24 protein-coding genes are annotated in these 20,809 nt (G+C 67.1%); 8 read left to right on the forward strand and 16 right to left on the reverse strand.

Annotated features, from left to right (window positions below; all coding sequences use genetic code 11):
* Nucleotides 1–17: 17 nt before the first annotated feature.
* Nucleotides 18–797 carry an inositol monophosphatase family protein gene (locus tag ASF77_RS12540; protein ID WP_056340384.1) on the reverse strand — a complete coding sequence of 260 codons (780 nt, stop codon included), beginning with the start codon at nt 795–797 and terminating at the stop codon, nt 18–20.
* 187 nt (nt 798–984) lie between these two features.
* Between ASF77_RS12540 and ASF77_RS12545 the strand changes: the two genes are divergently transcribed.
* Nucleotides 985–1,758, forward strand: coding sequence for an RNA methyltransferase (locus ASF77_RS12545; RefSeq protein WP_056339554.1), 774 nt, complete (start codon nt 985–987; stop codon nt 1,756–1,758).
* A gap of 144 nt (nt 1,759–1,902) precedes the next feature.
* On the opposite strand, the gene ASF77_RS12550 is transcribed toward ASF77_RS12545, so the two are convergent.
* The gene (locus ASF77_RS12550; protein ID WP_056339557.1) at nt 1,903–2,808 is read right to left on the reverse strand and encodes a DUF2145 domain-containing protein; all 906 of its coding nucleotides are present in this window, start codon (nt 2,806–2,808) and stop codon (nt 1,903–1,905) included.
* Nucleotides 2,808–3,275: a hypothetical protein gene (locus ASF77_RS12555; RefSeq protein WP_056339561.1), complete on the reverse strand. Its 468-nt coding sequence runs from the start codon at nt 3,273–3,275 to the stop codon at nt 2,808–2,810. The genes ASF77_RS12550 and ASF77_RS12555 overlap by 1 nt, the downstream gene beginning before the upstream one ends.
* A 277-nt stretch (nt 3,276–3,552) precedes the next feature.
* Here ASF77_RS12555 and ASF77_RS12560 point away from each other — a divergent pair, with 277 nt between their 5' ends.
* The 6 genes from ASF77_RS12560 to ASF77_RS12585 all read left to right on the forward strand — a co-directional run bounded on the left by ASF77_RS12560 (nt 3,553) and on the right by ASF77_RS12585 (nt 8,972).
* Nucleotides 3,553–4,074, forward strand: a complete 522-nt coding sequence (locus tag ASF77_RS12560) for a hypothetical protein (protein ID WP_056339564.1) — start codon at nt 3,553–3,555, stop codon at nt 4,072–4,074.
* A 2-nt stretch (nt 4,075–4,076) separates the two neighbouring features.
* Nucleotides 4,077–5,729 carry a GMC family oxidoreductase gene (locus ASF77_RS12565; RefSeq protein ID WP_056339566.1) on the forward strand — a complete coding sequence of 551 codons (1,653 nt, stop codon included), beginning with the start codon at nt 4,077–4,079 and terminating at the stop codon, nt 5,727–5,729.
* 5 nt (nt 5,730–5,734) lie between these two features.
* A complete protein-coding gene (locus ASF77_RS12570; protein ID WP_229445447.1) occupies nt 5,735–7,072 on the forward strand; it encodes an alpha/beta fold hydrolase in 1,338 nt (445 codons plus the stop codon).
* A 52-nt stretch (nt 7,073–7,124) separates the two neighbouring features.
* On the forward strand, nt 7,125–7,625 hold the full coding sequence (locus ASF77_RS12575) for a phasin family protein (RefSeq protein WP_056339570.1): 501 nt from the start codon (nt 7,125–7,127) through the stop codon (nt 7,623–7,625).
* Between the two features lie 89 nt (nt 7,626–7,714).
* Nucleotides 7,715–8,404, forward strand: a complete 690-nt coding sequence (locus ASF77_RS12580) for a TetR/AcrR family transcriptional regulator (protein WP_056339579.1) — start codon at nt 7,715–7,717, stop codon at nt 8,402–8,404.
* A gap of 22 nt (nt 8,405–8,426) precedes the next feature.
* Nucleotides 8,427–8,972 carry a TIGR00730 family Rossman fold protein gene (locus ASF77_RS12585; RefSeq protein ID WP_056339585.1) on the forward strand — a complete coding sequence of 182 codons (546 nt, stop codon included), beginning with the start codon at nt 8,427–8,429 and terminating at the stop codon, nt 8,970–8,972.
* Nucleotides 8,973–9,073: 101 nt separating this feature from the next.
* On the opposite strand, the gene ASF77_RS12590 is transcribed toward ASF77_RS12585, so the two are convergent.
* The 8 genes from ASF77_RS12590 to ASF77_RS24295 form a co-directional block, all read right to left on the reverse strand.
* Nucleotides 9,074–11,788: an EAL domain-containing protein gene (locus ASF77_RS12590; protein WP_156648871.1), complete on the reverse strand. Its 2,715-nt coding sequence runs from the start codon at nt 11,786–11,788 to the stop codon at nt 9,074–9,076.
* A gap of 10 nt (nt 11,789–11,798) precedes the next feature.
* Entirely contained in the window at nt 11,799–12,230 is a 432-nt protein-coding gene (locus ASF77_RS12595; protein WP_056339589.1) for a hypothetical protein, read from the reverse strand.
* 9 nt (nt 12,231–12,239) lie between these two features.
* The gene (locus ASF77_RS12600) at nt 12,240–13,490 is read right to left on the reverse strand and encodes a hypothetical protein (protein ID WP_056339592.1); all 1,251 of its coding nucleotides are present in this window, start codon (nt 13,488–13,490) and stop codon (nt 12,240–12,242) included.
* 241 nt (nt 13,491–13,731) lie between these two features.
* Entirely contained in the window at nt 13,732–14,457 is a 726-nt protein-coding gene (gene arsH / locus ASF77_RS12605; RefSeq protein WP_056339595.1) for an arsenical resistance protein ArsH, read from the reverse strand.
* Between the two features lie 11 nt (nt 14,458–14,468).
* The gene (locus tag ASF77_RS12610; RefSeq protein ID WP_056339598.1) at nt 14,469–15,749 is read right to left on the reverse strand and encodes an arsenic transporter; all 1,281 of its coding nucleotides are present in this window, start codon (nt 15,747–15,749) and stop codon (nt 14,469–14,471) included.
* Nucleotides 15,750–15,771: 22 nt separating this feature from the next.
* Nucleotides 15,772–16,251, reverse strand: coding sequence for an arsenate reductase ArsC (locus ASF77_RS12615; RefSeq protein WP_056339602.1), 480 nt, complete (start codon nt 16,249–16,251; stop codon nt 15,772–15,774).
* A 13-nt stretch (nt 16,252–16,264) separates the two neighbouring features.
* Nucleotides 16,265–16,606, reverse strand: coding sequence for a helix-turn-helix transcriptional regulator (locus ASF77_RS12620; protein WP_056339605.1), 342 nt, complete (start codon nt 16,604–16,606; stop codon nt 16,265–16,267).
* Between the two features lie 24 nt (nt 16,607–16,630).
* On the reverse strand, nt 16,631–17,278 hold the full coding sequence (locus ASF77_RS24295; RefSeq protein ID WP_156648872.1) for a hypothetical protein: 648 nt from the start codon (nt 17,276–17,278) through the stop codon (nt 16,631–16,633).
* A 92-nt stretch (nt 17,279–17,370) separates the two neighbouring features.
* Here ASF77_RS24295 and ASF77_RS23665 point away from each other — a divergent pair, with 92 nt between their 5' ends.
* Complete coding sequence (locus ASF77_RS23665) at nt 17,371–17,493, forward strand: PEP-CTERM sorting domain-containing protein (protein WP_082493741.1); 123 nt, start codon at nt 17,371–17,373, stop codon at nt 17,491–17,493.
* Between the two features lie 18 nt (nt 17,494–17,511).
* Here ASF77_RS23665 and ASF77_RS12625 read toward each other — a convergent pair whose 3' ends face one another.
* From ASF77_RS12625 to ASF77_RS12645, 5 genes are all read right to left on the reverse strand, one after another.
* Nucleotides 17,512–18,027: a YgjP-like metallopeptidase domain-containing protein gene (locus ASF77_RS12625; protein ID WP_056339609.1), complete on the reverse strand. Its 516-nt coding sequence runs from the start codon at nt 18,025–18,027 to the stop codon at nt 17,512–17,514.
* Nucleotides 18,028–18,118: 91 nt separating this feature from the next.
* On the reverse strand, nt 18,119–18,478 hold the full coding sequence (locus ASF77_RS12630; protein ID WP_082493742.1) for a KGG domain-containing protein: 360 nt from the start codon (nt 18,476–18,478) through the stop codon (nt 18,119–18,121).
* A gap of 128 nt (nt 18,479–18,606) precedes the next feature.
* Entirely contained in the window at nt 18,607–19,167 is a 561-nt protein-coding gene (locus ASF77_RS12635; protein WP_056339612.1) for a hemerythrin domain-containing protein, read from the reverse strand.
* Between the two features lie 20 nt (nt 19,168–19,187).
* Nucleotides 19,188–19,598, reverse strand: coding sequence for a phasin family protein (locus ASF77_RS12640; protein WP_056339615.1), 411 nt, complete (start codon nt 19,596–19,598; stop codon nt 19,188–19,190).
* Nucleotides 19,599–19,699: 101 nt separating this feature from the next.
* Nucleotides 19,700–20,725 carry an NADP-dependent oxidoreductase gene (locus ASF77_RS12645; protein WP_056339618.1) on the reverse strand — a complete coding sequence of 342 codons (1,026 nt, stop codon included), beginning with the start codon at nt 20,723–20,725 and terminating at the stop codon, nt 19,700–19,702.
* Between the last annotated feature and the right edge of the window lie 84 nt (nt 20,726–20,809).

Raw genomic sequence — 20,809 nt, forward strand, 5'->3', positions numbered from 1 at the left:
CAAGCTAGACCGCTATTTTACGCGAAAGGCACCATCAGCGGGATCATCTGTGCGAACACCTTCGGGCCGGCGGCGATGATGTCGCCCTTGTTCAGGTATTGCGACTCGCCGTTGAACTCGCCGACGATGCCGCCCGCTTCCGTCACCAGGAGCGAACCTGCAGCGATATCCCAGATCTTCAAGCCCTTTTCGAAATAGGCGTCGACGCGGCCGGCGGCCACGTTCGCCAATTCCAGCGCGGCCGAACCGCTGCTGCGCACGCCGTGGCAACGCGAGGCGACGACTTCGTACATGCGCAGGTATTCGGCCAGCGCGCGCGGATCCGGGCCGTGGCCGGAGGCGATCAGGGCCTTGCCGATGCGGTCGTGGTTCTTGACGCGGATACGCTTGTCGTTCAGGTAGGAACCGGCGCCCTTGGAAGCAGTGAACAGGTCGTTACGCACCGGGTCGTAGACGACGGCCTGGGTGATCACGCCCTTGTGCTGCAGCGCGATGGAGATGCAGAAGTTCGGGTAGCCATGCATGAAGTTGGTGGTGCCGTCGAGCGGGTCGATAATCCAGACATACTCGCTGTCGTCGTTCAAGTTACGCGACGGGCCCGATTCTTCGCCGAGGATGGCGTGGTCGGGGTAGGCTTTCAGCAGCGTTTCGACGATGGCCTGTTCCGATGCCTGGTCGACGTCGGTGACGAAATCGTTGTGTTGTTTTTCAGAGACCACGATGCGGTCGAGGTCGAAAGACGCGCGGTTGATGACGGTGGCGGCGCGGCGTGCGGCCTTGATGGCCGTGTTGAGCATTGGATGCATGTGCTTTTCCCTGAAAAAAACGCTGACGCCCACGGGGCATGATGCACCATGGACGGTCGAGTATAAGTTGACGGCTTGAAGCCGAATTAAAGAGCGTGGCGGCGTCGAATTCGGTAGAATCCCGGCCCTTGATGCCGAAATTTCAATTGCTCGTCGCCGCGCGATAGCGCTATTTTAAATGAACCAGCCAGAATCCGACACGACTCTTTTCACCCGCCTGCCGAACGGGCTACGATTCGTCCTCGTCGAGACCAGCCGCGCCGGCAATGTCGGCTCGGTCGCCCGTGCCATGAAGACCATGGGTTTCACCGAACTCGTGCTCGTGTCCCCGCGCTGCCTTGAGCCCTTGAACGACCCGGAAGCGGTCGCCTTCGCCAGCGGCGCCATCGACGTCCTGCAGAACGCGCGCATCGTCGGCAGCGTGGCCGAGGCCCTGGAGGGCTGCAATTTCGCCGCCGCCGTCTCGGCGCGGCTGCGCGAATTCTCGCCGCCGGTGTGGACGCCGCGTGCTTTTGCCGAGTATGTTGCCAACCCGGCCGCCAGCCAGGCCGAGGTCAAGGCCGCGCTCATCCTCGGCAACGAACGCGTCGGCTTGCCGAACGAGATCGTCGAGAAGTGCAATGTGCTGATCAACATCCCGGCCAATCCGGCTTATTCGTCCTTGAACCTGTCGCAGGCGGCCCAGGTGCTGGCCTACGAATGCCGGATGGCCGCCATCGGCGACGCGGTGCCGGAAACCCCGGTCGGCTTCCACGGCGACGCCGCCAGCGTAACCCAGATCGAAGGCATGTATGCCCACCTGGAAGAGGCGCTGGTGTCGATCGGCTTTCTCAACGCCGACAATCCGAAGAAGCTGATGCCGCGCCTGAAGCGGCTGTTCGCGCGCGCGCAGCTGGAGACGGAAGAGGTGAATATCCTGCGCGGGATTGCAAGACAGATCCTGAAGCGCTGAGCGGTCGATTCGCTCGCTGTAGGGTGAACGGGTTCTCCCGTCCACGCGGTCAATCAGTCGCGACCCGTCAGCAAGACTGAGCACCGTCAGTTACAAGCTTGCATGGTATCCCTGATAGTTAAACAAAGACTGGCTGCTTCGGCATCAAGACCCAAACGCAATCACTTCGTCACCCGGCGCCGCACGGCATTCAGCCCCCAGCGGCTCCCAGCCCCGGCGCACGACGATCCGCTCCTTGTCGTGGCACACCTGCACCCGCCGCGCAGCCGGCGCGCGCCGGTGCACGAAGGCTTCGATTGATTCCGGCACGCTCACCTGCAGCTTCAACGCGTGGATGTCCTCGACCGGATGGTCGTTCACATGCACCAGCGGCAGGAACTGGCCGGCGAACATCAGCGCGTGCGAGGGCACTTGTACAGGGCCGGCCGCATAGCCCTGCGCGCGCAGCCACGCTTGCGCCTGCGCGCGCGGCGCGTTCGAACGGTCGATGCCGCCCCAGGCGCCGGCCAGCAGCTCGGCCACCCACTGATTGCAGTTCTGGTAGCGCGTGCCGAAGGCATAGGCGTTGGCGCTGTACCGGCCGGCCAGCAGCGACAGGGCGAGGGGCTTGTCGAGCGCCGCCCGTTCCAGCAGCGCGCCGTCTTCCTCGGGCAGGAAGACGAGGGACATGTGGCCGCTGGCGGGCGTCTCGGCGCCGAGCGCGAAACCGGCGACGCCCTGGTCGAACAGGCGCGGACGCGATTCGTCGCAGGCGTAATACAGCTGGCGCACGGCCCAGGGACTGGCGGGATTGTCCTTCAGGGCCACGGCGGCATGCGAATACAGCAGGCCGAAACGGCTCAGGTCGAGGCCCGCGCGCGAGACCAGCGCGACCTTGCCGCCCGAAGCTTCGAGCTCGCGCCTGACGACGCCGGCGAAGCGCAGCACGCGATCCTGGTCGGCGGCCGTGATCTCCTGGGAACGTTCGCAGAACACCGGCAAGCCGGCCCAGGCGCCGCCGCTCGCGCACAGGGCGAGCGCGCCCAGGACGAGGCGCAGGCCGCGCATCATCAGATCGCGACTTTGCGCGAGCCCAGTTCGCGGTACCAGTTGTCTTCCAGCGCCAGGAAGAAGGCCTGCTTGCTGTCGGCGTGGGCGAATTCGTAGCCGTATTCGCGCGCGTTCACCTGCACCAGTTCGCCCTTGCCGACCGAGCGCTGCGCCAGGGCGCGGTTCGGCACGTCGAGCGTGAATTCGCCCGTTGCGCCGGCGGCGGCCGCGTGCAGGGTCATGCGCACCGTGTCCGGCTTACCCGGCGCGGCGGCGATGTCGATCACGCGGTACTGGCCGGCGGCCACGCGCTTGTCGCCGCCCGAGCTGTTGCTGGACGCGCCGATCGAATCGGACACGCTGCCCGACGAGGCCGAGCCCGCGCTGGACGCCGACGAAGCGGCGGTGCTGGCGGCCTGGACGGGCATGGCGCAGGCGGCGATGGCGGCGGCCAGGATGGCGGCGCGGGAGAAGGAGGCGATGATCATGAGAGGCTTTCGAAAAATAGGCTGAATGCGGAGCTACTGCGGAGCTGAACGCGCCTATGGTACAAGCCCTGCGCCGTGCTGAGAAGGCTTGTCGCCTGCCGTGCGAAAGTGCGCGTCGCGGGATGCAAACAAAATTTGCATGTTTGCGCCCCCGTGCAAAGGATATTTGCATGGGCAAGCGGGCCGCCGCGCCAATGACGCGCTTCTCGACGATTTCCTCTAATTCCAGCCGCGGCGGCCTGTCGTACACTACGTTCTATAACAACAAGGATTCCCGATGGAGACCAAGCGCAGATCCTTCCTGAAAGCCGGCCTGCTCGGCGCCTTCGTGCTGGCCGCGGGCGGCGGCATCTACCGCGCCGTCCATACGCCGGCGCCGCAACGTTTCGTGCTCGACGGCGAAGCGCGATCCGCGCTGGCGGCCATCGTGCCGGCCATGCTGGCGGGCGCATTGCCGACGCAGCCGGACGAACGGCGAACGGCGCTCGCCGCCACGATCGAGGGCGTGCATGCCGCCATCTCGAACCTGCCGCTCGCCGTGCAAAAGGAAGTGCAGGATCTGTTCGGCCTGCTCGCCCTGGCGCCGGCGCGGCGCCTGCTCACGGGCGTCACCAAGGGCTGGACGCAGGCCGATCCGAACGAGGTCGCGGCGTTTCTCCAGGACTGGCGCCTGCACCGCTTCGCCCTGCTGCGCAGCGCCTACGGCGCGCTGCACGACCTCACGCTCGGCGCCTGGTATGCGCAGCCGGCGTCGTGGAGCGCGATCGGTTATCCCGGCCCGATGAAGGAACTGTCCTGATCATGACCGACACCACCATTCCCCTGACGCCCAAGGGCATCATCCCCGACCCGATCCAGGCCGGCCGCGCGCGCGGCTGGCGCATCGTCGACGCAGCCGCGTTCGATGCCGACCGCACGCTGGAAGCCGACGTCGTCATCGTCGGCAGCGGCGCCGGCGGCGGCGTCACGGCCGAGATCCTGGCGCTGGCGGGCTTGAAGGTCTTGATCGTGGAAGAGGGCGCACTGCGCTCGTCCTCGGATTTCAAGATGCGAGAGGCCGACGCCTACCCCGCGCTGTACCAGGAATCGGCCGCGCGCCAGACGCTCGACAAGGGCGTCAAGATCCTGCAGGGCCGCACCGTCGGCGGCTCCACCACCGTCAACTGGACCTCGAGCTTCCGCACGCCCGAGGCCACCCTGAACCACTGGCGCGAGCGCTTCGGCCTGCGCGACTACGACGGCGCGGCGCTGGCGCCCTGGTTCGCCATGATGGAGGCGCGCCTGCACGTGGGCGACTGGCAGGCCCCGCCCAACGAGAACAACGATCTGCTGAAGCGCGGGCTGGACAAGCTCGGCATTGCCTCCGGCTTCATCCGCCGCAACGTGAAGGGCTGCTGGAACCTGGGCTATTGCGGCATGGGCTGTCCGACCAATGCCAAGCAGTCGATGCTGGTGACGACGATCCCGTCGGCCCTCGACCATGGCGCGATCCTGGTCACGCGCGCCCGCGCCGAGCGCTTCGTGCTGCGCGGCGAGCGCGCCGACGAGCTGCTGTGCAGCGCGCTGACGCAGGACGGCGTGGCCGCCAGCGGCCGCGTGCTGCGCCTGCGCGCCAAACACTTCGTGGTGGCGGGCGGGGCGATCAACTCGCCGGCGCTGCTGCTGCGTTCCGGCGCACCCGACCCGAACGGATTGCTCGGCAAGCGCACCTTCCTGCATCCGACCCTGATTTCGGCCGGCCTCTTCCCGCAGCGCGTCAATGCCTGGGCCGGCGCGCCGCAGACGGTGTATTCGGATCACTTCCTGGGTACGCAGCCGATTGACGGCGCCCTCGGCTACAAGCTGGAAGCGCCGCCGCTGCACCCGGTACTGCTGGCGACCACCCTGAACGGCTTCGGCGCCGGCCATGCGGAACTGATGCGCCAGTTCCCGCACATGCAGGGGATGCTGGCGCTGCTGCGCGACGGCTTCCACGAGCAATCCGCGGGCGGCGCCGTGCAGCTGAAGGACGGCGCGGGCGTGCTCGACTATCCTCTCAACGATTTTCTCTGGGACGGCGCGCGCCGCGCCCTGCTCACCATGGCCGAGATCCAGTTCGCGGCCGGCGCCACGGCCGTGCAGCCAGCGCACGAGACGGCGCGCCGCTACACTTCGTGGCAAGAGGCGAAACGCGAGATCGCCGCGCTGCCGCAGCGCCTGCACATGACGCGCGTGGCCTCGGCCCACGTGATGGGCGGCTGCACGATGGCGGACGACGAGGCGCGCGGCGTGACGGCGCCCGACGGCCGCTACCGGGGTTTGTCGAACCTGTCGGTGCACGACGGCTCGCTGTTCCCGACTTCGATCGGCGCCAATCCGCAGCTGTCCATCTACGGCATCACGGCGCGCCTGGCGAGCAATCTCGCCACCAGCCTGACCGGCAAGCCGGCGCCGAAGGTCGTGGCGAATGCGTGAAGAGAATGCATGACATGAGCACGGGCGCGCGCATGAGTGCCAGGCGCATGCTGCGCTGGATCCTGGCCCTGCAGCTGGCCAGCGTGGCCGCCATTGCCTTTGCCTCCTGGCGCTGGGGCGGCCTGCCGCCCTGGGCGGCGCTGGCGCTCGGCCTGGCCTGCGTGGTGCTGGTGCGCCTCGTCATCAACATGAACAACTTCGTCCTCGCCGCCTGCTTCGCCAGCCCGACGCCGGGCGAATTTCGCCTGAGCCCCCGCCAGCGCCTGCGCCTGCTGGCCGAGGAGTTCAGGAGCAGCATGCTCACCACCTCCTGGTTCATGCCGCGCACCCATGCCTGCCGCCACATCGAGCCGGACGCGCAGGGCGTGCCGGTGCTGCTGGTGCACGGCTACGGCTGCAACAGCGGCTACTGGCGCTACCTGATCCCGCGCCTGGAGCGTAACTTCATCAGCTACGCCAGCATCGACCTGGAGCCGGTGGGCGGCCCGATCGACGGCTATGTGCCGGCCTTCCAGCGCGCCGTCGAGGACTTGTGCGCCGCTACCGGCGCGCCGCGCATCGCCATCGTCGCCCACAGCATGGGCGGCCTGGTGGCGCGCGCCTGGATGCGTGCCCACGGCAGCGGCCGCGTGGCGCGCGTCATCACGCTCGGCTCGCCGCACCATGGCACCGGCCTGGCGCAATTCGGGCTCGGCGCGAACGCGGCGCAGATGCGGCGCGTGCACGGCGCGGCCTGCGGCTGGCTGTGCGAGCTGGCTGCGAGCGAAGATGCAGAGCGGCGCGCGCTGATCACCTCGATCTTCAGCCACCATGACAACATCGTCTCGCCGCAGACCTCGAGCGTGCTGGAAGGCGCGCGCAACATCGCTTTGGGCGGCGTCGGCCATGTGGCGCTGGGCTGCAACGCGGGCGTGCTCGATACGGTGATGGAGGAGCTGGGCGCATTGGCGCCGGCCAGCGCAGCGCCGCCGGCGCTGCTGCTGGTCGACGACGACGCCTTCATGCTCGAGCTGCTGCGCGACACGGTGGCAGGGCAGGGCTGGCGCGTGCTGAGCGCGGCCTCCGGCGCCGAGGCGCAGGCCGTGCTGGAGCGCGAGTCCGTCGCCGTCATCCTCAGCGACCACCTGATGCCGGGCATGTCCGGGGCCGATCTGCTGGCGCAGGCGCGTCGCCTGCATCCGGACAGCGTGCGCATCCTGCTGTCGGCCGCCGGCGACGACGCGGCACTGCGCGCGGCGCTCGAACGGGGCGACGCCGACGCCTATCTCGCCAAGCCCTGGCGCGCCGACGCCCTGCTGGCGCTGCTGCACGAGGCCTTCGCAGGACGCGCCCGCGCCGTTTAGAATGCGGCTTCTATCGTGCAGACCTACAATGGCCTGAACAGCAGAGGAAGCCATGACCAAGAATATCGAAGAACTCGAGCAGGAAGAAGAAGCGCTGTCGCGTGCGGTGCGCAGCTCGGCCCAGCAGATCTGGCAAGCCGGCCTGGGCGCCTTTGCCAAGGCCCAGCAGGCGGGCGGCCGTGAATTCACCCGTCTCGTGCGCGACGGCAGCGAACTGCAAAAGCGCGCGCGCTCGGTCGAGGATGCAACCGACACCGTGGCGCGCAAGGCCGAACGCTCCAGCCGCCGCGCCTCCGGCACCTGGGGCAAGCTGGAGCAGGTGTTCGAGGAACGCGTGGCGCGCGCGCTGGCCACCATCGGCGTGCCCGCGCGCAGCGAGATGGAGGCGCTGAACCACCGCATCGACGAACTGGAGCGCATGCTGGCCGAGCTGGCGGGCGAGCACCTGCAGAGGAAGGCCGCCAAGCCGGCGGCAAGGAAAGCCGCCCCGGTCAAGCCGCCCGCCAAGCGCCCGACGGCAAAGCGCAGCGCCGGCAAAGGCAACGCCGGCTGAACCGAAATTCGCACGACCGTGCCAAAGCGCTGCCGCCGGCATCCGGTTCGGTGATATGCTTGCGGCAGACACCACCTACGCCGCCATCCATGCTACAGAAAGCTCCGCGCCGCACCCGTGAACGCATCCTCGAGCTCTCGCTCAGGCTGTTCAACGAGTTCGGCGAGCCGAACATCACGACGACCGTCATTGCCGAGGAGATGAACATCTCGCCCGGCAACCTGTACTACCATTTCCGTAACAAGGACGACATCGTCAATTCGATCTTCGTGCAGTTCGAGGCCGAGATCGAGCGCATCCTGACGGTGCCGGCGGGACGGCGCTCGAACATGGAAGACGTCTGGCTTTACCTGCACCTGATGTTCGAGCTGATCTGGCGCTACCGCTTTTTCTACCGCGACCTCAACGACCTGCTGTCGCGCAACCGCAAGCTCGAACTGCACTTCAAGGCCATCCTCGCCCACAAGATCAAGGTCGCGCGCCAGCTCTGCGAAGACCTGCGCAGCGAGCAGTCGCTGGAAGCTTCCGACCAGCAGATCGGCGCAATGGCGACCAACATGGTGGTCGTCGCCACCTACTGGCTCTCCTACGAATACGTGCGCAACCCGCGCAAGTACAGCGAGCAGCAGGCCATTGCCGACGCGCTCGCGCGCGGCTGCTACCAGGTGCTGTCGATGCTCGGGCCGTATCTGCGCGGGGATACGCGGCTGCTGTTCGAGAAGCTGTCCGAGGAATACCTTAAAAAGCTGCCCGACGAGGGCCGCGATCCGAGCGCCTGAGCGCACCCATTCTGGAATACCGATGAAATCCATCGCTGTCTACTGCGGCGCCTCCAACGGCGCCAAGCCCCTGTATGCCGACGCCGCGCGCAGCCTCGCGCGCGTACTGGTCGAACACAACATCGCCCTCGTCTACGGCGGCGGCAAGGTCGGCCTGATGGGCGTGATCGCGGACGAAGTCCTGCGCCTCGGCGGCGAAGCCACCGGCGTCATCCCGCGCGCCCTGGTCGAGCGCGAAGTCGGCCATGCCGGCCTGACGCGCCTGTTCGTGGTAAAGGACATGCACGAACGCAAAGCCATGATGGCCGAGCTGTCGGAAGGCTTCATCGCCATGCCGGGCGGCTTCGGCACGCTGGAAGAGCTGTTCGAGATGGTGACCTGGGCGCAGCTGGGGATTCACGCCAAGCCGATCGGGCTGTTGAATGCCGGCGGTTTCTACGATGGGCTGGTGGGATTCGCAAGGCACCAGGTGGAGGAGGGGTTCGTGCGGCCCGGTCATGCCGAATTGATGCACGTGGATGCGGATGCGGAGGCGCTGGTCAAGCGCCTGCGTGCAGCGCAGCTGTAATCGACTGCGCAGACCCGTAGGGGTGGGCGGGAAAACAGTCCACAGGACTGTTTTCCCCCGCCCACCCTACGTCGCAGTGAGCGGAGATTCGCGATGTTTATTTACGCCAGCGCCAAACGCCGCGGCCGCTCCAGCTCCAGTGCATACGCTTCCAGCATGTCGACGATATCGTCCGCCCCTACCGGCTTGCTGAACAAATACCCCTGCATCTCGTCGCACTCGTTCTCGCGCAGGAAGGCGCGCTGCTGCTCGGTCTCGACGCCTTCGGCGATCACGCGCAGGTTCAGCTTGTGGCCGAGCGAGATCACGGCCATGGCAATCGCCTGGTCGTCCGGGTTGTCGGCCAGTTCGCTGACAAAACTCTTGTCGATCTTCAGGCGGCTGATCGGGAAGGTCTTCAGCGAGGACAGGCTCGAATAACCGGTGCCGAAGTCGTCGATCGACAGCGACACGCCCATCGCCTCCAGCTCGCGCATCTTGGCGACCGATTTGTGCAGGTCGCGCATGATCAGGCTTTCGGTCACTTCCAGTTCCAGCAGTTCCGGCGCCAGGCGCGTGTCGCGCAGGGCGGCGGCCACGCGTTCGACCAGGCGGGCTTCCTCGAACTGGCGCGCCGAGACGTTGACCGACATGGTCACCGGCGGCAGGCCGGCGTCGACCCAGGCGCGCGCCTGGCGGCAGGCTTCGCGCACCACCCAGTCGCCGATCTCGACGATCAGGCCGCTCTCTTCGGCCAGGCCGATGAAGCGCTGCGGCGGCACCATTCCCTGTTCCGGATGCTGCCAGCGGATCAGCGCCTCCACGCCGAACACGCGGCCCGTGCGCAAGTCGACCTTCGGCTGGTACAGCAGGCGGAAGCCGTTGTCGGCGGCCCCCTCATGGGTGGCCTGGACGGCATGGCGCAGGCCGTCGAGCAGCACCAGCTTTTCCTCGACGCTGGCATTCATTTCGCGCGCGTAGAACTGGAAGTTGTTGCTGCCCAGGTCCTTGGCGCGGTACATCGCGGCATCGGCGTTCATCAGGAGGGCGCTGGCGTCGTGGCCGTCGCGCGGGTACATCACCACGCCCATGCTGCAGCTGACTTGCACCGCCTGGCCGGCTACCTGCACCGGTTCGGTCACGGCGACGCGGATCTTTTCCAGCAGCGGCGCCAGCGCGCCCGGCTCGTGGCCCTGGTCGGGCAGCAGGATCACGAATTCGTCGCCGCCGAAGCGCGCCAGCGTGTCGCTGCGGCGCAGGCAGGCGCCCATGCGCTTGCTGACCGCCTTGAGCAGTTCGTCGCCGGCCTTGTGGCCCAGGCCGTCGTTGATCAGCTTGAAACCGTCGAGATCGACGAAGGCGAGGGCGACCGCGTTGCCGTGGCGCGCCGCGTTGTGGATGGCCTGTTCGATCCGGTCGTGCATCAGGTTGCGGTTCGGCAGGCCGGTCAGCTCGTCGTGGTGCGCCATGTGGAAGATGCGTTCCTCGACCTGCTTGCGCTCGGTGATGTCGCGCACGATGACGACCACGCCGTCCTCGACGGCGACCACCTGGCGGTGCAGCCAGCGTCCGGCCGCATCGCGTTCGGAGCCCTGCCATTCGCCTTCGCGCGGCTTGCCGTCCTGGGCCACGAGCGCCAGGTCGTCGAAGATGCCGTTGCTGCGGTAGTGGGGGAACATGTCGCACAGGAGCATGCCCTGCATCTGCTCGCGCGGCAGGCCGATGAAGCTTTCGGCGCGCGAGTTGGTCGCCTCGACGATGAAGTCGACCACGGCGTCGCCGGGGCCGCGCACGCTGCGCAGCACGAAGAAGGCGTCCAGGCTGCCTTCGGAGGCGGCGGCATAGGTTTCCTGGGCGCGGCGCGCGCGGCGCCGTGCGCGCGCCAGCTGCCAGGCCCAGCCCGCGACCACGGCCACCACCAGGAACAGCAGGGCGGTGGCGCTGCTCGCGGCCAGCAGGTAGGTCTGGCGCTTGGCCTCGAAGGGCGCGAACTGCTCCTCGCGCGACAGGCCGACCACGATCGCCAGCGGGAAGCCGTGCAGGCGCTGCACGCTGGTGTAGCGCGCCACGCCGTCCGGCCCCTTGTGCAGGCTGACACCGCCGCCGGCGCTGCCCAGTTCGATGCGCTGGCCCCAGCTCACGTTCTCGCCCACGCGCAGCGCGCGCATCAGGCCGTCGACGCCGGCCAGGCCGAGCATGCCCTGCTCGCCGTCGCGCGAGCGTTCGTAGGCGCTGGTGAAATAGGACGGATCGGCTTCGACGATGGCCACGCCGGCGAAGCGCCCGGCCTTGTCGTTGATGCGGCGCGTGAAGTGGATGTGCGGTTCGGCCTTGGCGGGGTCGCCGACGGTCGCGCCCACGAACGGCAGGTCGACGTCGTTATTGCGGTGATAGAGGAAGTAGGCGGTGCCGGAAACGTCGTGCGCGCTGTCCTCGGGATTGCTGGCGACGACGCGGCCGTTGCGGTCGGCGATGGCGACGACGAAGACCAGTCCCGGCGGCAGCAAGCCTTGCGCGCGCAGCACCGGCAGGGCGCCTTCCGCGCCGTTCAGTTCGACGGCATACTTGAGCACCTTGAGGGTCTGGTCGATCCCGTTCAGGCTGCGCGCCATCTGCGCTTCGTAGGTTTCGACCCGCTCCAGCGTCGCCGCATGGACGGCGTCGTGGGCGGCAGCGCGGTCGGCGTCGATCACGCGCAGGGTCAGGATCCACATGCCGATCACCAGCAGGATCGCGAACAGCGGCAACGAGATATGGGTGTCGAGGCCGCGCCCGAGCCAGCGCGCCAGCGCCGAACGCCGGGCCTGCATGCGGGGGGAGGGAGAGCGTGAAAACATGGACGGCCTTTCAATGCACCAGCAGGACGGCGCGCACGCTCGGATCGAGCGCCTCGCGCTCGATATAGCCGACCAGGGTCGGATCCTCGGCCACGGCCTTGCGCACGGCGGCGTTGCCGGCCAGCTCGCGCGGCGGCTGGCCGCGGCCGGTGAACACCATCTTCGACCAGTGCGCCTTCAGCAGGGCCGGGGACTTGCCGGCCACGCGCAGGTAGAACTGGTCGCGTTCGGGCGTGCCGATCGGCTGGTCGAGCGCGCTGGCGATGGCGCCGTTCGGAAAGCGCGGCGACTGGCCGAGGAAGATCGCGGCGACCTGATCGGGACGCAGGGCCTCGACCGGGCTGCGCGCGGAAACGATCACCACCAGTTCGCCGGCCTGCGCGACGGCGCCGGACAAGGCGAGGAGGGCTGCTGCGAGCAGCTTCGCATGACGAAGTCTCATACTGCCCCCCTAGAAGACGAAGTCGAGGGCGGCGCTCGTCACCGGCGCCGTGCGTCCCGACCGGTAGTCGGGCGCCGAATTGATGAACATGCCGCGCGAGCCGCTACGCGTGGTGACGCGCTCGTGCTGGAGCTTGACGGCGACGTTCGGCACCACGTCCCAGCGCAGGCCGACGCTGAGCGTGGACTGCGAGGGTACCGCGCGCATCATCCCTTCCAGGCCCGCGTTGGCGGCGTAGCCGATGGCGGCGTAGGCCGGCGGCAGGCTGCCCAGGGGCAGCGCGTGCGGGCCCTCGGGCAGGGTGCCCCAGACGCGGGCGTAACCGGCATACGGCGTCAGGTTGCCGTGGCGCCAGCCGCCGCTGACATAGGCCGAACGCGTGCTGCCGAGGTAGCCGTCGACCTTGCTGCGGCCGGCTTCGCCCATCACGAACCACTGGCCCGGATCGTAGTTCAGGCCGATGCTCATGGCCGAGGCGCGCTTGTCCTCGACGCGCAGGCGCGCCGCCATGCCGCGGCCCAGGGGGCCGAAGGCCTCGAGGGCGTCGAACAGTTCCGGGAACAGGCTGACCGACAGGCGCGTGGTGATGACCGAGGCACGCGCGCTGAAGGCGCCTTGTTCGACCGTGTGCGAGAACCCGGCGATGTCGCGCCCGCGCAGGCGCGCGCCATCGTAGAGCGCCATGTCGGTGCGGCCGAACAGCACCTGGGTGGTGCTGTGCATCGATTCGCCGTTCCACTGCCAGCTGAGATCCGCGCCGTCGCTGCTGCTGAGCGGCAGGACGCCATACACCTCGATCGGCGTGCGGATCCACGGATAGGCATAGCCCACCTTGCGGTAGTCGGCGGCGATGAACATCGGCAGGGCGATCCGCCCGAGGCGCAGCGCCAGTTCCGGGGTCACCTGGTATTTGACGTTGGCCCATTCGATGCGCGGCTGGTAGCTGTAATCGAGGCGCTGCTCGGTCACCACCTGCACCACGGCCGACCAGCGCGCATCGAACTGCAGGTCGGCCTGGCCGCCGAGCTTGGTGTCGACGTGGCGGCTCCAGTGTCCGGTACGGCCGGCGCCGCCGCCTTTCATGATCGAGGCGACGAAGTCGGCCTGGGACTCGTCGCTATGGGCGACGCCGACGGTGCCGAAGCCGGAGAATTTCCAGCCCGGCGAAACCGTCTCGGCGCAGGCGCTGCCGCTCAGGGCGAACAGGACGGCGCCCGCGCAGGCGGAACAGGAAAGGGCGGCAGTGGATGGGAAAAACATGGATCGCTTTCGTTCGGGTTCGACGTGCACGGTAGCGGCGGCACTGCGGGATAGTCTGGTTCGCCAGCCCGCGGGGCCGGCTGCATGCATGGCGCACGCGATGATTCGAACTGTAGCGGAGCGACCCCGGCCGCGTCGATATATTTACGTATGGAAACGAAACGAAGCAGCCTGACCGTTGTGAGTGGGCAACGAAACTTGCATCAGTAGCACGGGTTCTCCGGTCGGGGCCGGGGCATGTTCAGATTTGCTTCAATTGGCGGTTGATTGCCTGGCGCGCACGCTCGCTGCGTTCGCTGTAGCGGTCGGTGAGGTAATCGGTGCGTCCGCGCACGAGCAGGGTGAATTTCACGAGTTCCTCCATCACGTCGACGACCCGGTCGTAATAGGCCGACGGCTTCATGCGCCCCTCCTCGTCGAACTCCTTGTAGGCCATCGGCACCGAGGACTGGTTCGGGATCGTGAACATGCGCATCCAGCGCCCCAGGAGGCGCAGCGTGTTGACCACATTGAAGGACTGCGAGCCGCCGCACACCTGCATCACGGCCAGGGTGCGTCCCTGGCTCGGGCGGATCGCGCCCATCTCGAGCGGGATCCAGTCGATCTGGTTCTTCATCACCGCCGTCACCGCGCCATGGCGCTCGGGACTGCACCAGACCTGCCCCTCCGACCACAGGCACAGCTCGCGCAGCTCGGCGACCTTCGGATGCGTGTCCGGCACGCTGCCGACCATCGGCAGTTCCATCGGATCGAAAATGCGCACCTCGGCGCCGAAGTGCTCGAGGATGCGCGCCGCCTCGAAGATGAGGAAGCGGCTGAACGAACGTTCGCGCAGCGAGCCGTAGAGCAGCAGGATGCGCGGCGGGTGGCTCATGTCGCCTACCGGTTCGAGTTTGGCGGCGCTCGGGATGTCCAGCAGTTCGGGCTGCAGGTTGGGCAAGGTCGGGATGCGATGCGGGATGGTCATGTCTTCCTTTCTCAGCTCAGGCGCAGGGCCAGCGCGCACAAGGTAACGAACAAGATCGGCAGCGTCAGCACGATCCCGACGCGGAAATAATAGCCCCACGCGATATGGATGTTCTTCGCATCGAGCACGTGCAGCCAGAGCAGGGTGGCGAGGCTGCCGATGGGCGTGATCTTCGGGCCGAGGTCGGCGCCGATGACGTTCGCAAACACCATCGCCTCGCGCACCACGCCGGTGGTGGCGGTGGCGTCGATCGCCAGCGCCCCCACCAGCACGGTCGGCATGTTGTTCATGATCGAGGACAGGATGGCGGTGACGAAGCCGGTGCCGAGCGCCGCGCCCCACACGCCGTATTGCGCGCACGTATCCAGCACGTTCGTCAGGTAGCCGGTCAGGCCGGCGTTCTGCAGGCCGTACACCACCAGGTACATCCCCAGCGAGAACACGACCACCTGCCAGGGCGCGCCGCGCAGCACCTCGCGCGTCGAGATGCGGTGCCCGCGTGCGGCCACGGCCAGCAGCAGCGCCGCACCGACGGCGGCCACCGCGCTGATCGGCACCCCGATGTCGTCGAGCCAGAAGAAGCCGGCCAGCAGCAGCGCCAGCACCCACCAGCCGGTGACGAAGGTGGCGCGGTCGTGGATGGCCTCTTCGGGGCGCTTCAACTGCGCCAGGTCGTAATTCGCCGGAATGTCCTCCCGGAAGAACCAGACCAGCGCGGCCAGCGTCGCGGCCACCGACACCAGGTTGACCGGCACCATGACGGCGGCGTAGCGCGTGAAGCCGATGTCGAAGTAGTCGGCCGAGACGATGTTCACCAGGTTCGAGACGACCAGCGGCAGGCTGGCGGTATCGGCGATGAAGCCCGCCGCCATGACAAAGGCGAGCGTGGCTTGCGGAGAAAAGCGTAGCGCGGCCAGCATGGCGATCACGATGGGCGTCAGGATCAGCGCGGCGCCGTCGTTGGCGAACAGGGCGGCGACGGCCGCGCCCAGCAGCACCAGCAGGATAAAGAGGCAGCGACCGTTGCCTTTGCCCCAGCGCGCCACGTGCAGCGCCGCCCATTCGAAGAAGCCCGCCTTGTCGAGCAGCAGGCTGATGATGATGACGGCGACAAAGGCGCCCGTCGCATTCCAGACGATGTTCCAGACCACGGGGATGTCGGAAACCTGGACGACGCCGGTGAGCAGGGCGACGACAGCGCCCGCGGAGGCGCTCCAGCCGATGCCGAGGCCGCGCGGCTGCCAGATGACGAAGACCAGGGTGAGGACGAAAATGAGCAGGGCAATCAGCACGGCGATCTTTGAAGACTTGTGATCACGGCAGCAGGGTGCCGATGCGGTCGAGCTCGGCCTTGAACCTGGCCTTGTCCGCTTTCAGTTCGGCCAGCGGCAGCGCCAGGAAGGCTCGCATGCGGGCCAGGATGATCGCGTAGGTGCGCTCGAAGGCGGCCTCGATTTCCTCGTCGGTGCGGGCGACGTGGCTCGGATCTTCCAGCCCCCAGTGAGTACGCAGCACCGGGCCGAGATAGGCCGGGCAGGTTTCGCCGGCGGCGCTGCTGCAGACCGTGACGACGATGTCCGGCGTGACCGGCAAAGCGTCCCACGATTTGCTGTAATAACCCGCGGTAGAGATCCCCTTGCGGTGCAGGAGCGCGACGGCGCGCGGATGCAGCCAGCCCGTCGGCTGGCTGCCGGCACTGATCGCCTTCATCCCTTCCGGCGCGAGGTGGTTAAAGGTGCCTTCGCTGAGGACGGAGCGGCAGGAGTTGCCTGTGCAGAGAAACAGGATGTTCATGAGATGTTAAAAGTCAGTTGGAGCATTGGACGGACGGCGCGCAGGTGCCGCTTGCATCGACGCCGCAGGGAGCGCCGCCGCAGCAGTTCTCGGTCAGGTAGCCGATCAGGCCGTTCATCGCGTCCACGTTGGCGGAATAAATCACGAAGCGTCCCTCCTGCCTGGCCGCCAGCAGGCCGGCATGGGTCAGCTCTTTCAGGTGGAAGGAAAGCGAGGAGGGCGCGATGTCGAGCCCTGCGGCGATGCGGCTGGCCGCCATGCCCTCGGGGCCTGCTTGCACCAGCAGGCGGAAGACGGCCAGCCGGCTTTCCTGCGCCAGGGCGGCGAGGGCTGTCAATGCTGTGGTGGTGTTCATTGCGTCTCCGCTTCGATGATGTGGTCATGTTAGCGCAATGTTTTCGACATTTCCAGAAATATCGAAATATAACTGGAGCAGAATGGATTTCTGTGCACTTTCTGGGTTCGTGATGGCGCAGGCAAGGCCGACTCTACCAAGACATCTGTCGAAAAAACTTACAGTTAGGAAAGGAAAAGCATGCTGAGGCAGGGTCGTCTTACGCCAACTCATTGAATTGACAAATAATCCTAAAAGAGTTTCACATCTGGCACGGAAATTGCTCTTAGTAAATTTCCATTTCCTAGGACTCATATCCCAACCTTTCAACACCTGATCGCTGCCGCAGCCTGTGGCGCCACCCTGTTCTGCGCCATCCCTTCCAGCGCCGCTGTCATCACGGTCGGCAACCTGAGCACCGATAGCCAAACCGGCATCACCATCGATACCAAACTCAACCGCGGCTACAGCCGTTTCGATGCTTTCAACCTGAGCTACGCGCAGACCCTGGCCGTGATCGCCCCGAACGGCGCCTGGGCCGGCTGGTCGCTTGCCACCGCCAAGGTGTCGGATCAGTTCATCGCCGCGTCCCTGGGCGTCAGCTCGACAGCGTGCGACGGGGCGGTTACTTACGGCAAGCTCTGTGGCACCATCCCCGGTTGGGCAGACACCAAGCTGGGCAAGTCGTATCAAACCAGCTGGGATTACTACGCCTACCTGAACAGCATGGGCGGCAGTGGACTGGTCGAATTCGCTGCTGCCGGCGGCGTCCGCGATTATGAGCAGTGGCTATCAATTACCTGCTCTACAAGGACAATATCGCCGCCGTTCCGGAACCGGTGTCGATCGCCTTGTTCGGCCTCGGCCTGGCGGGCCTCGCAGTGGCGGGACGCCGCCGCAAGGCTTGAGCGGAGCTTCCCGGCGGCTCAGGCGTCCGACCAGAGCCGCTCGCCCGTCTTCTCCATGTGCGTGAGGTAGAGGCGCAGATCGAGCTCGAACTGGTGGTACTGCGGCTCCATCCAGCAGCACAGTTTATAGAAGGCCTTGTCGTGCTGCTTTTCCTTCAGGTGGGCCAGTTCGTGCACGGCGATCATGCGCAGGAATTCCAGCGGCGCGTCGCGGAAGACGCTGGCGATGCGGATCTCGTGCTTGGCCTTGAGCTTGCTGCCCTGGACGCGCGAAATGGCCGTGTGCAGGCCGAGGGCGTGCTGCACCACGTGGATCTTGCTGTCGTAGGCGACCTTGGCGACCGGCTCGGCGTTGCGCAGGTAGTCAGCCTTCAGCTCCTGCACGTAGTCGTACAGGGCGCGGTCGGTGCGCAGGCCGTGCGCATCGGGATAGCGCGATCGCAGCAGGGTGCCGAGGCGGCCTTCCTGCAGCAGGCTGCCGGCTTGCTGGCGCAACCCGTCGGAATAGGCAGTGAGGTAGCGGAGTTCGGACATGGGGCGGGAATGTACCACAAGGGTGGCGCGGCTGCAGCGGTCGGTTCTACCTGAACGTGGCGCCTGCGCGCCACGTTCAGGTTCCGCCAGGTCAGCCTTCCTTGCCGCCCTGGCGGTTGCCGCCGGCTTTGTTGGCGGCGTTCGCCGCCCGGCTGGCCGATTGCCGGCTCTCGCCGCCCTTGCGGCCGATGTCGGCCATGTGTGCACGGTTGCGGCTGACCGCCTCCCCGCCTTTCTGCCCCGCGCGGCGCGCTTCCTCGGAGTCGAATTCGTGCGCCGTGCCTTTCTGGTGGGCCGCCTGGCCGCCCTTGCTGGCGATCTCGCGCTGCTGGTTCTGATCCATCGCGGCGAAACCGCGCTTGGCCGGACCGTTGCCGCTGCCACCACCGCTCTTTTGCGCGTTGCCGCCCGAGCTGCCCGCGCTCTTGCCGCTCTCCTTGCTTGTCGCCATGTCGCTCTCCTGGTTGCCCTGCAGTGAAGTGGAAATGAAGTGGTGAACGCACATTGCCGCGCTCGTCCGGTTAGAGACCCCGCTCCTGTGTTAGTTCCGCTCTCGTGCCTGCCTCCGTCTCAATCGTCTCAATCGGGCGCGCGCGGCGGCGTGCGCCGGCCCTCGTGCGGCGCCGCCGTGTCGATGGCCGCATCGAAGGCGGGCGGCGCGCTCAGATCCTCGTCGAGCTGGGCGCGGCGCAGCGCCAGGCGCTGTCCGAGCGCAGCCAGGTCGAGGCCGCAGGCGCGCGCCAGCTCGAACACCTCGCCTTCTTCCTGCGCCATGTGGTGCGCCATCTCCTCGGCCAGCACGGCGAGGGTGGCGTCGAAATGCTCGTCGCCCGGGTACATGACTTCGAGCTGGCTGACCAGTTCGCGCGCGCCCGCGTGTTCGAGCTCGGCGTCGTCGAACAGCTCGTCGTCGCCGGTTGCCGCGCGCAGCGCCGGGTAAAACAGTTCTTCCTCGATCATCGTGTGGATGACGAGCGCGTCGCAGAGGTCGTCGACCAGTTCGGCCATCATCTCCTCCGCGTCCTCGAGCCCGCGCAGGCCCTCGTACTGGGCGAACAGCAGGCGCACCTGTTCGTGGTCGGTGCGCAGCAGTGCGAGCGCGTCCGCCGGCCCATCCTCGTTCTTGCCGGTCGATGCCATGGCTCCTCCTCGGTGAATGGTCAGGTGGGGTTGTGGGCGGCGCCCATGTCATCGGCGCCGGCGCGCGCGGCGTCGACGGTGCGGCCGGCACTGCGCGCGGCCTGCCAGCTGCCGTCGTTGGCGTCGTGGGCGAGGGCGGCGCCACTCGCGGTGAGTACGCCCAGCAGGGCGTTGTGCCAATGGCGCCAGTGCTCGGCCACGGTGGGGATCTCGCGCATTGCGGTCGAGCCCATCTGGAGCGGATCCTTGCAGCCGGCCAGCGCGCGGCCGAGGCGGATGCCGTCGTCGAGCAGGTCGCGCGCCATGTGTACGTTCAGCTCGCTGAGCTGTTTGAGGGTGTCGACCGTGTGGCGCGAGACCTGGTCGAGGAAGTCGACCTGCGTCGCCAGCTGGGTGCGCAGGTCGGGGAGGGATGAAGAAAATGCGGGCATGGGATCCTCGGCGAAAAGATGTCTCTGTAGACGCCGCAGGATCGCTGGAGTTCACCGAAACCGCCCACGCCAACGACTGGCGCAAGCGGACTCCAAAAAAATCAGGCGTCGGCCACCTTCAGCACCAGCTTGCCGAGGTTCTCGCCCTTGAACAGCATGTTCAGCGTGGACGGGAAGGTGTCGAAGCCCTCGACGATGTGTTCGCGGTTCTTGAAGCTGCCTTCCTTCATCCAGCGCGCAATGGTGGCCACGCCTTCCGGATAGCGGGCGGCGTAGTCGGTGACGAGCATGCCTTCCATGCGCGCGCGGTTCACCAGCAGGGCCAGGTAGTTGGCCGGGCCCTTGACCGCTTCGGTCGCGTTGTACTGCGAGATCGCGCCGCAGATGATGATGCGCGCCTTCATGTTGATGCGGGTAAGCACGGCGTCCAGGATCTCGCCGCCGACGTTGTCGAAGTAAACGTCCACGCCCTGCGGGCAGTGCTGCTTGAGGCCGGCATGCACGGGGCCGGCCTTGTAGTCGATGCAGGCGTCGAAACCGAGTTCCTCGACCACGAAGCGGCACTTGTCCGCGCCGCCGGCGATGCCGACCACGCGGCAGCCCAGGTGCTTGGCGACCTGGCCGACCGTCATGCCGACCGCGCCGGCCGCGCCCGACACCACGACCGTCTCGCCGGCCTTCGGCTGGCCCACTTCCAGCAGGCCGAAATAGGCCGTCATGCCGGGCATGCCGAGGGCGTTGAGCCAGGCCGGCAGCGGCGCCATGTTCGGGTCGACCTTGGCCAGCATGGCGCCCTTGTCGTCCGCCGGCCCGGTCCAGTAGCGCTGCACGCCGGTCACGCCCATCACGTGGTCGCCGACGGCGAACTTGGGCGACTTCGACTCGGTGACGACACCGACGCCGCCCGCGCGCATGACCTCGCCGATCGCCACCGGACGCACGTAGGAACGGGCGTCGTTCATCCAGCCGCGCATGGCCGGATCGAGCGAGATGTAGAGGATCTTGACGCGCACTTCGTCCTCGGCAAGCTCGGCCAGGGGCGGGGTGGCGCGCTGCCAGTCGCTGTCCTTGGGCAGGCCGACGGGGCGTGCGGCCAAGAGGAATTGGTCGTTGGTGGCTTGCGTCATGGGAGTGTCTCCGTGGTGTTGGTTGAACCGTCAACTATACCTAAAAACAAACGGTCGTGCGTTTTTTTGGCTTCGCTTTTTTGC

This window comes from Massilia sp. Leaf139, from assembly GCF_001424165.1.
Lineage (GTDB): Bacteria > Pseudomonadota > Gammaproteobacteria > Burkholderiales > Burkholderiaceae_D > Telluria.

Excerpts from the sequence above, each read along its gene's own strand:
- ASF77_RS12545 (WP_056339554.1), top strand. The coding sequence starts at position 985 with ATGAACCAGCCAGAATCCGACACGACTCTTTTCACCCGCCTGCCGAAC.
- ASF77_RS12640 (WP_056339615.1), bottom strand. The coding sequence starts at position 19,598 with ATGCCCGCATTTTCTTCATCCCTCCCCGACCTGCGCACCCAGCTGGCG.
- ASF77_RS12580 (WP_056339579.1), top strand. The coding sequence starts at position 7,715 with ATGCTACAGAAAGCTCCGCGCCGCACCCGTGAACGCATCCTCGAGCTC.
- ASF77_RS12630 (WP_082493742.1), bottom strand. The coding sequence starts at position 18,478 with ATGGCGACAAGCAAGGAGAGCGGCAAGAGCGCGGGCAGCTCGGGCGGC.
- ASF77_RS12540 (WP_056340384.1), bottom strand. The coding sequence starts at position 797 with ATGCTCAACACGGCCATCAAGGCCGCACGCCGCGCCGCCACCGTCATC.
- ASF77_RS12565 (WP_056339566.1), top strand. The coding sequence starts at position 4,077 with ATGACCGACACCACCATTCCCCTGACGCCCAAGGGCATCATCCCCGAC.
- ASF77_RS12555 (WP_056339561.1), bottom strand. The coding sequence starts at position 3,275 with ATGATCATCGCCTCCTTCTCCCGCGCCGCCATCCTGGCCGCCGCCATC.
- arsH (WP_056339595.1), bottom strand. The coding sequence starts at position 14,457 with ATGACCATCCCGCATCGCATCCCGACCTTGCCCAACCTGCAGCCCGAA.
- ASF77_RS12550 (WP_056339557.1), bottom strand. The coding sequence starts at position 2,808 with ATGATGCGCGGCCTGCGCCTCGTCCTGGGCGCGCTCGCCCTGTGCGCG.
- ASF77_RS12595 (WP_056339589.1), bottom strand. The coding sequence starts at position 12,230 with ATGAGACTTCGTCATGCGAAGCTGCTCGCAGCAGCCCTCCTCGCCTTG.
- ASF77_RS12615 (WP_056339602.1), bottom strand. The coding sequence starts at position 16,251 with ATGAACATCCTGTTTCTCTGCACAGGCAACTCCTGCCGCTCCGTCCTC.
- ASF77_RS12585 (WP_056339585.1), top strand. The coding sequence starts at position 8,427 with ATGAAATCCATCGCTGTCTACTGCGGCGCCTCCAACGGCGCCAAGCCC.
- ASF77_RS12620 (WP_056339605.1), bottom strand. The coding sequence starts at position 16,606 with ATGAACACCACCACAGCATTGACAGCCCTCGCCGCCCTGGCGCAGGAA.
- ASF77_RS12625 (WP_056339609.1), bottom strand. The coding sequence starts at position 18,027 with ATGTCCGAACTCCGCTACCTCACTGCCTATTCCGACGGGTTGCGCCAG.
- ASF77_RS12570 (WP_229445447.1), top strand. The coding sequence starts at position 5,735 with ATGCATGACATGAGCACGGGCGCGCGCATGAGTGCCAGGCGCATGCTG.
- ASF77_RS12645 (WP_056339618.1), bottom strand. The coding sequence starts at position 20,725 with ATGACGCAAGCCACCAACGACCAATTCCTCTTGGCCGCACGCCCCGTC.
- ASF77_RS12575 (WP_056339570.1), top strand. The coding sequence starts at position 7,125 with ATGACCAAGAATATCGAAGAACTCGAGCAGGAAGAAGAAGCGCTGTCG.
- ASF77_RS12600 (WP_056339592.1), bottom strand. The coding sequence starts at position 13,490 with ATGTTTTTCCCATCCACTGCCGCCCTTTCCTGTTCCGCCTGCGCGGGC.
- ASF77_RS12590 (WP_156648871.1), bottom strand. The coding sequence starts at position 11,788 with ATGTTTTCACGCTCTCCCTCCCCCCGCATGCAGGCCCGGCGTTCGGCG.
- ASF77_RS12560 (WP_056339564.1), top strand. The coding sequence starts at position 3,553 with ATGGAGACCAAGCGCAGATCCTTCCTGAAAGCCGGCCTGCTCGGCGCC.
- ASF77_RS12635 (WP_056339612.1), bottom strand. The coding sequence starts at position 19,167 with ATGGCATCGACCGGCAAGAACGAGGATGGGCCGGCGGACGCGCTCGCA.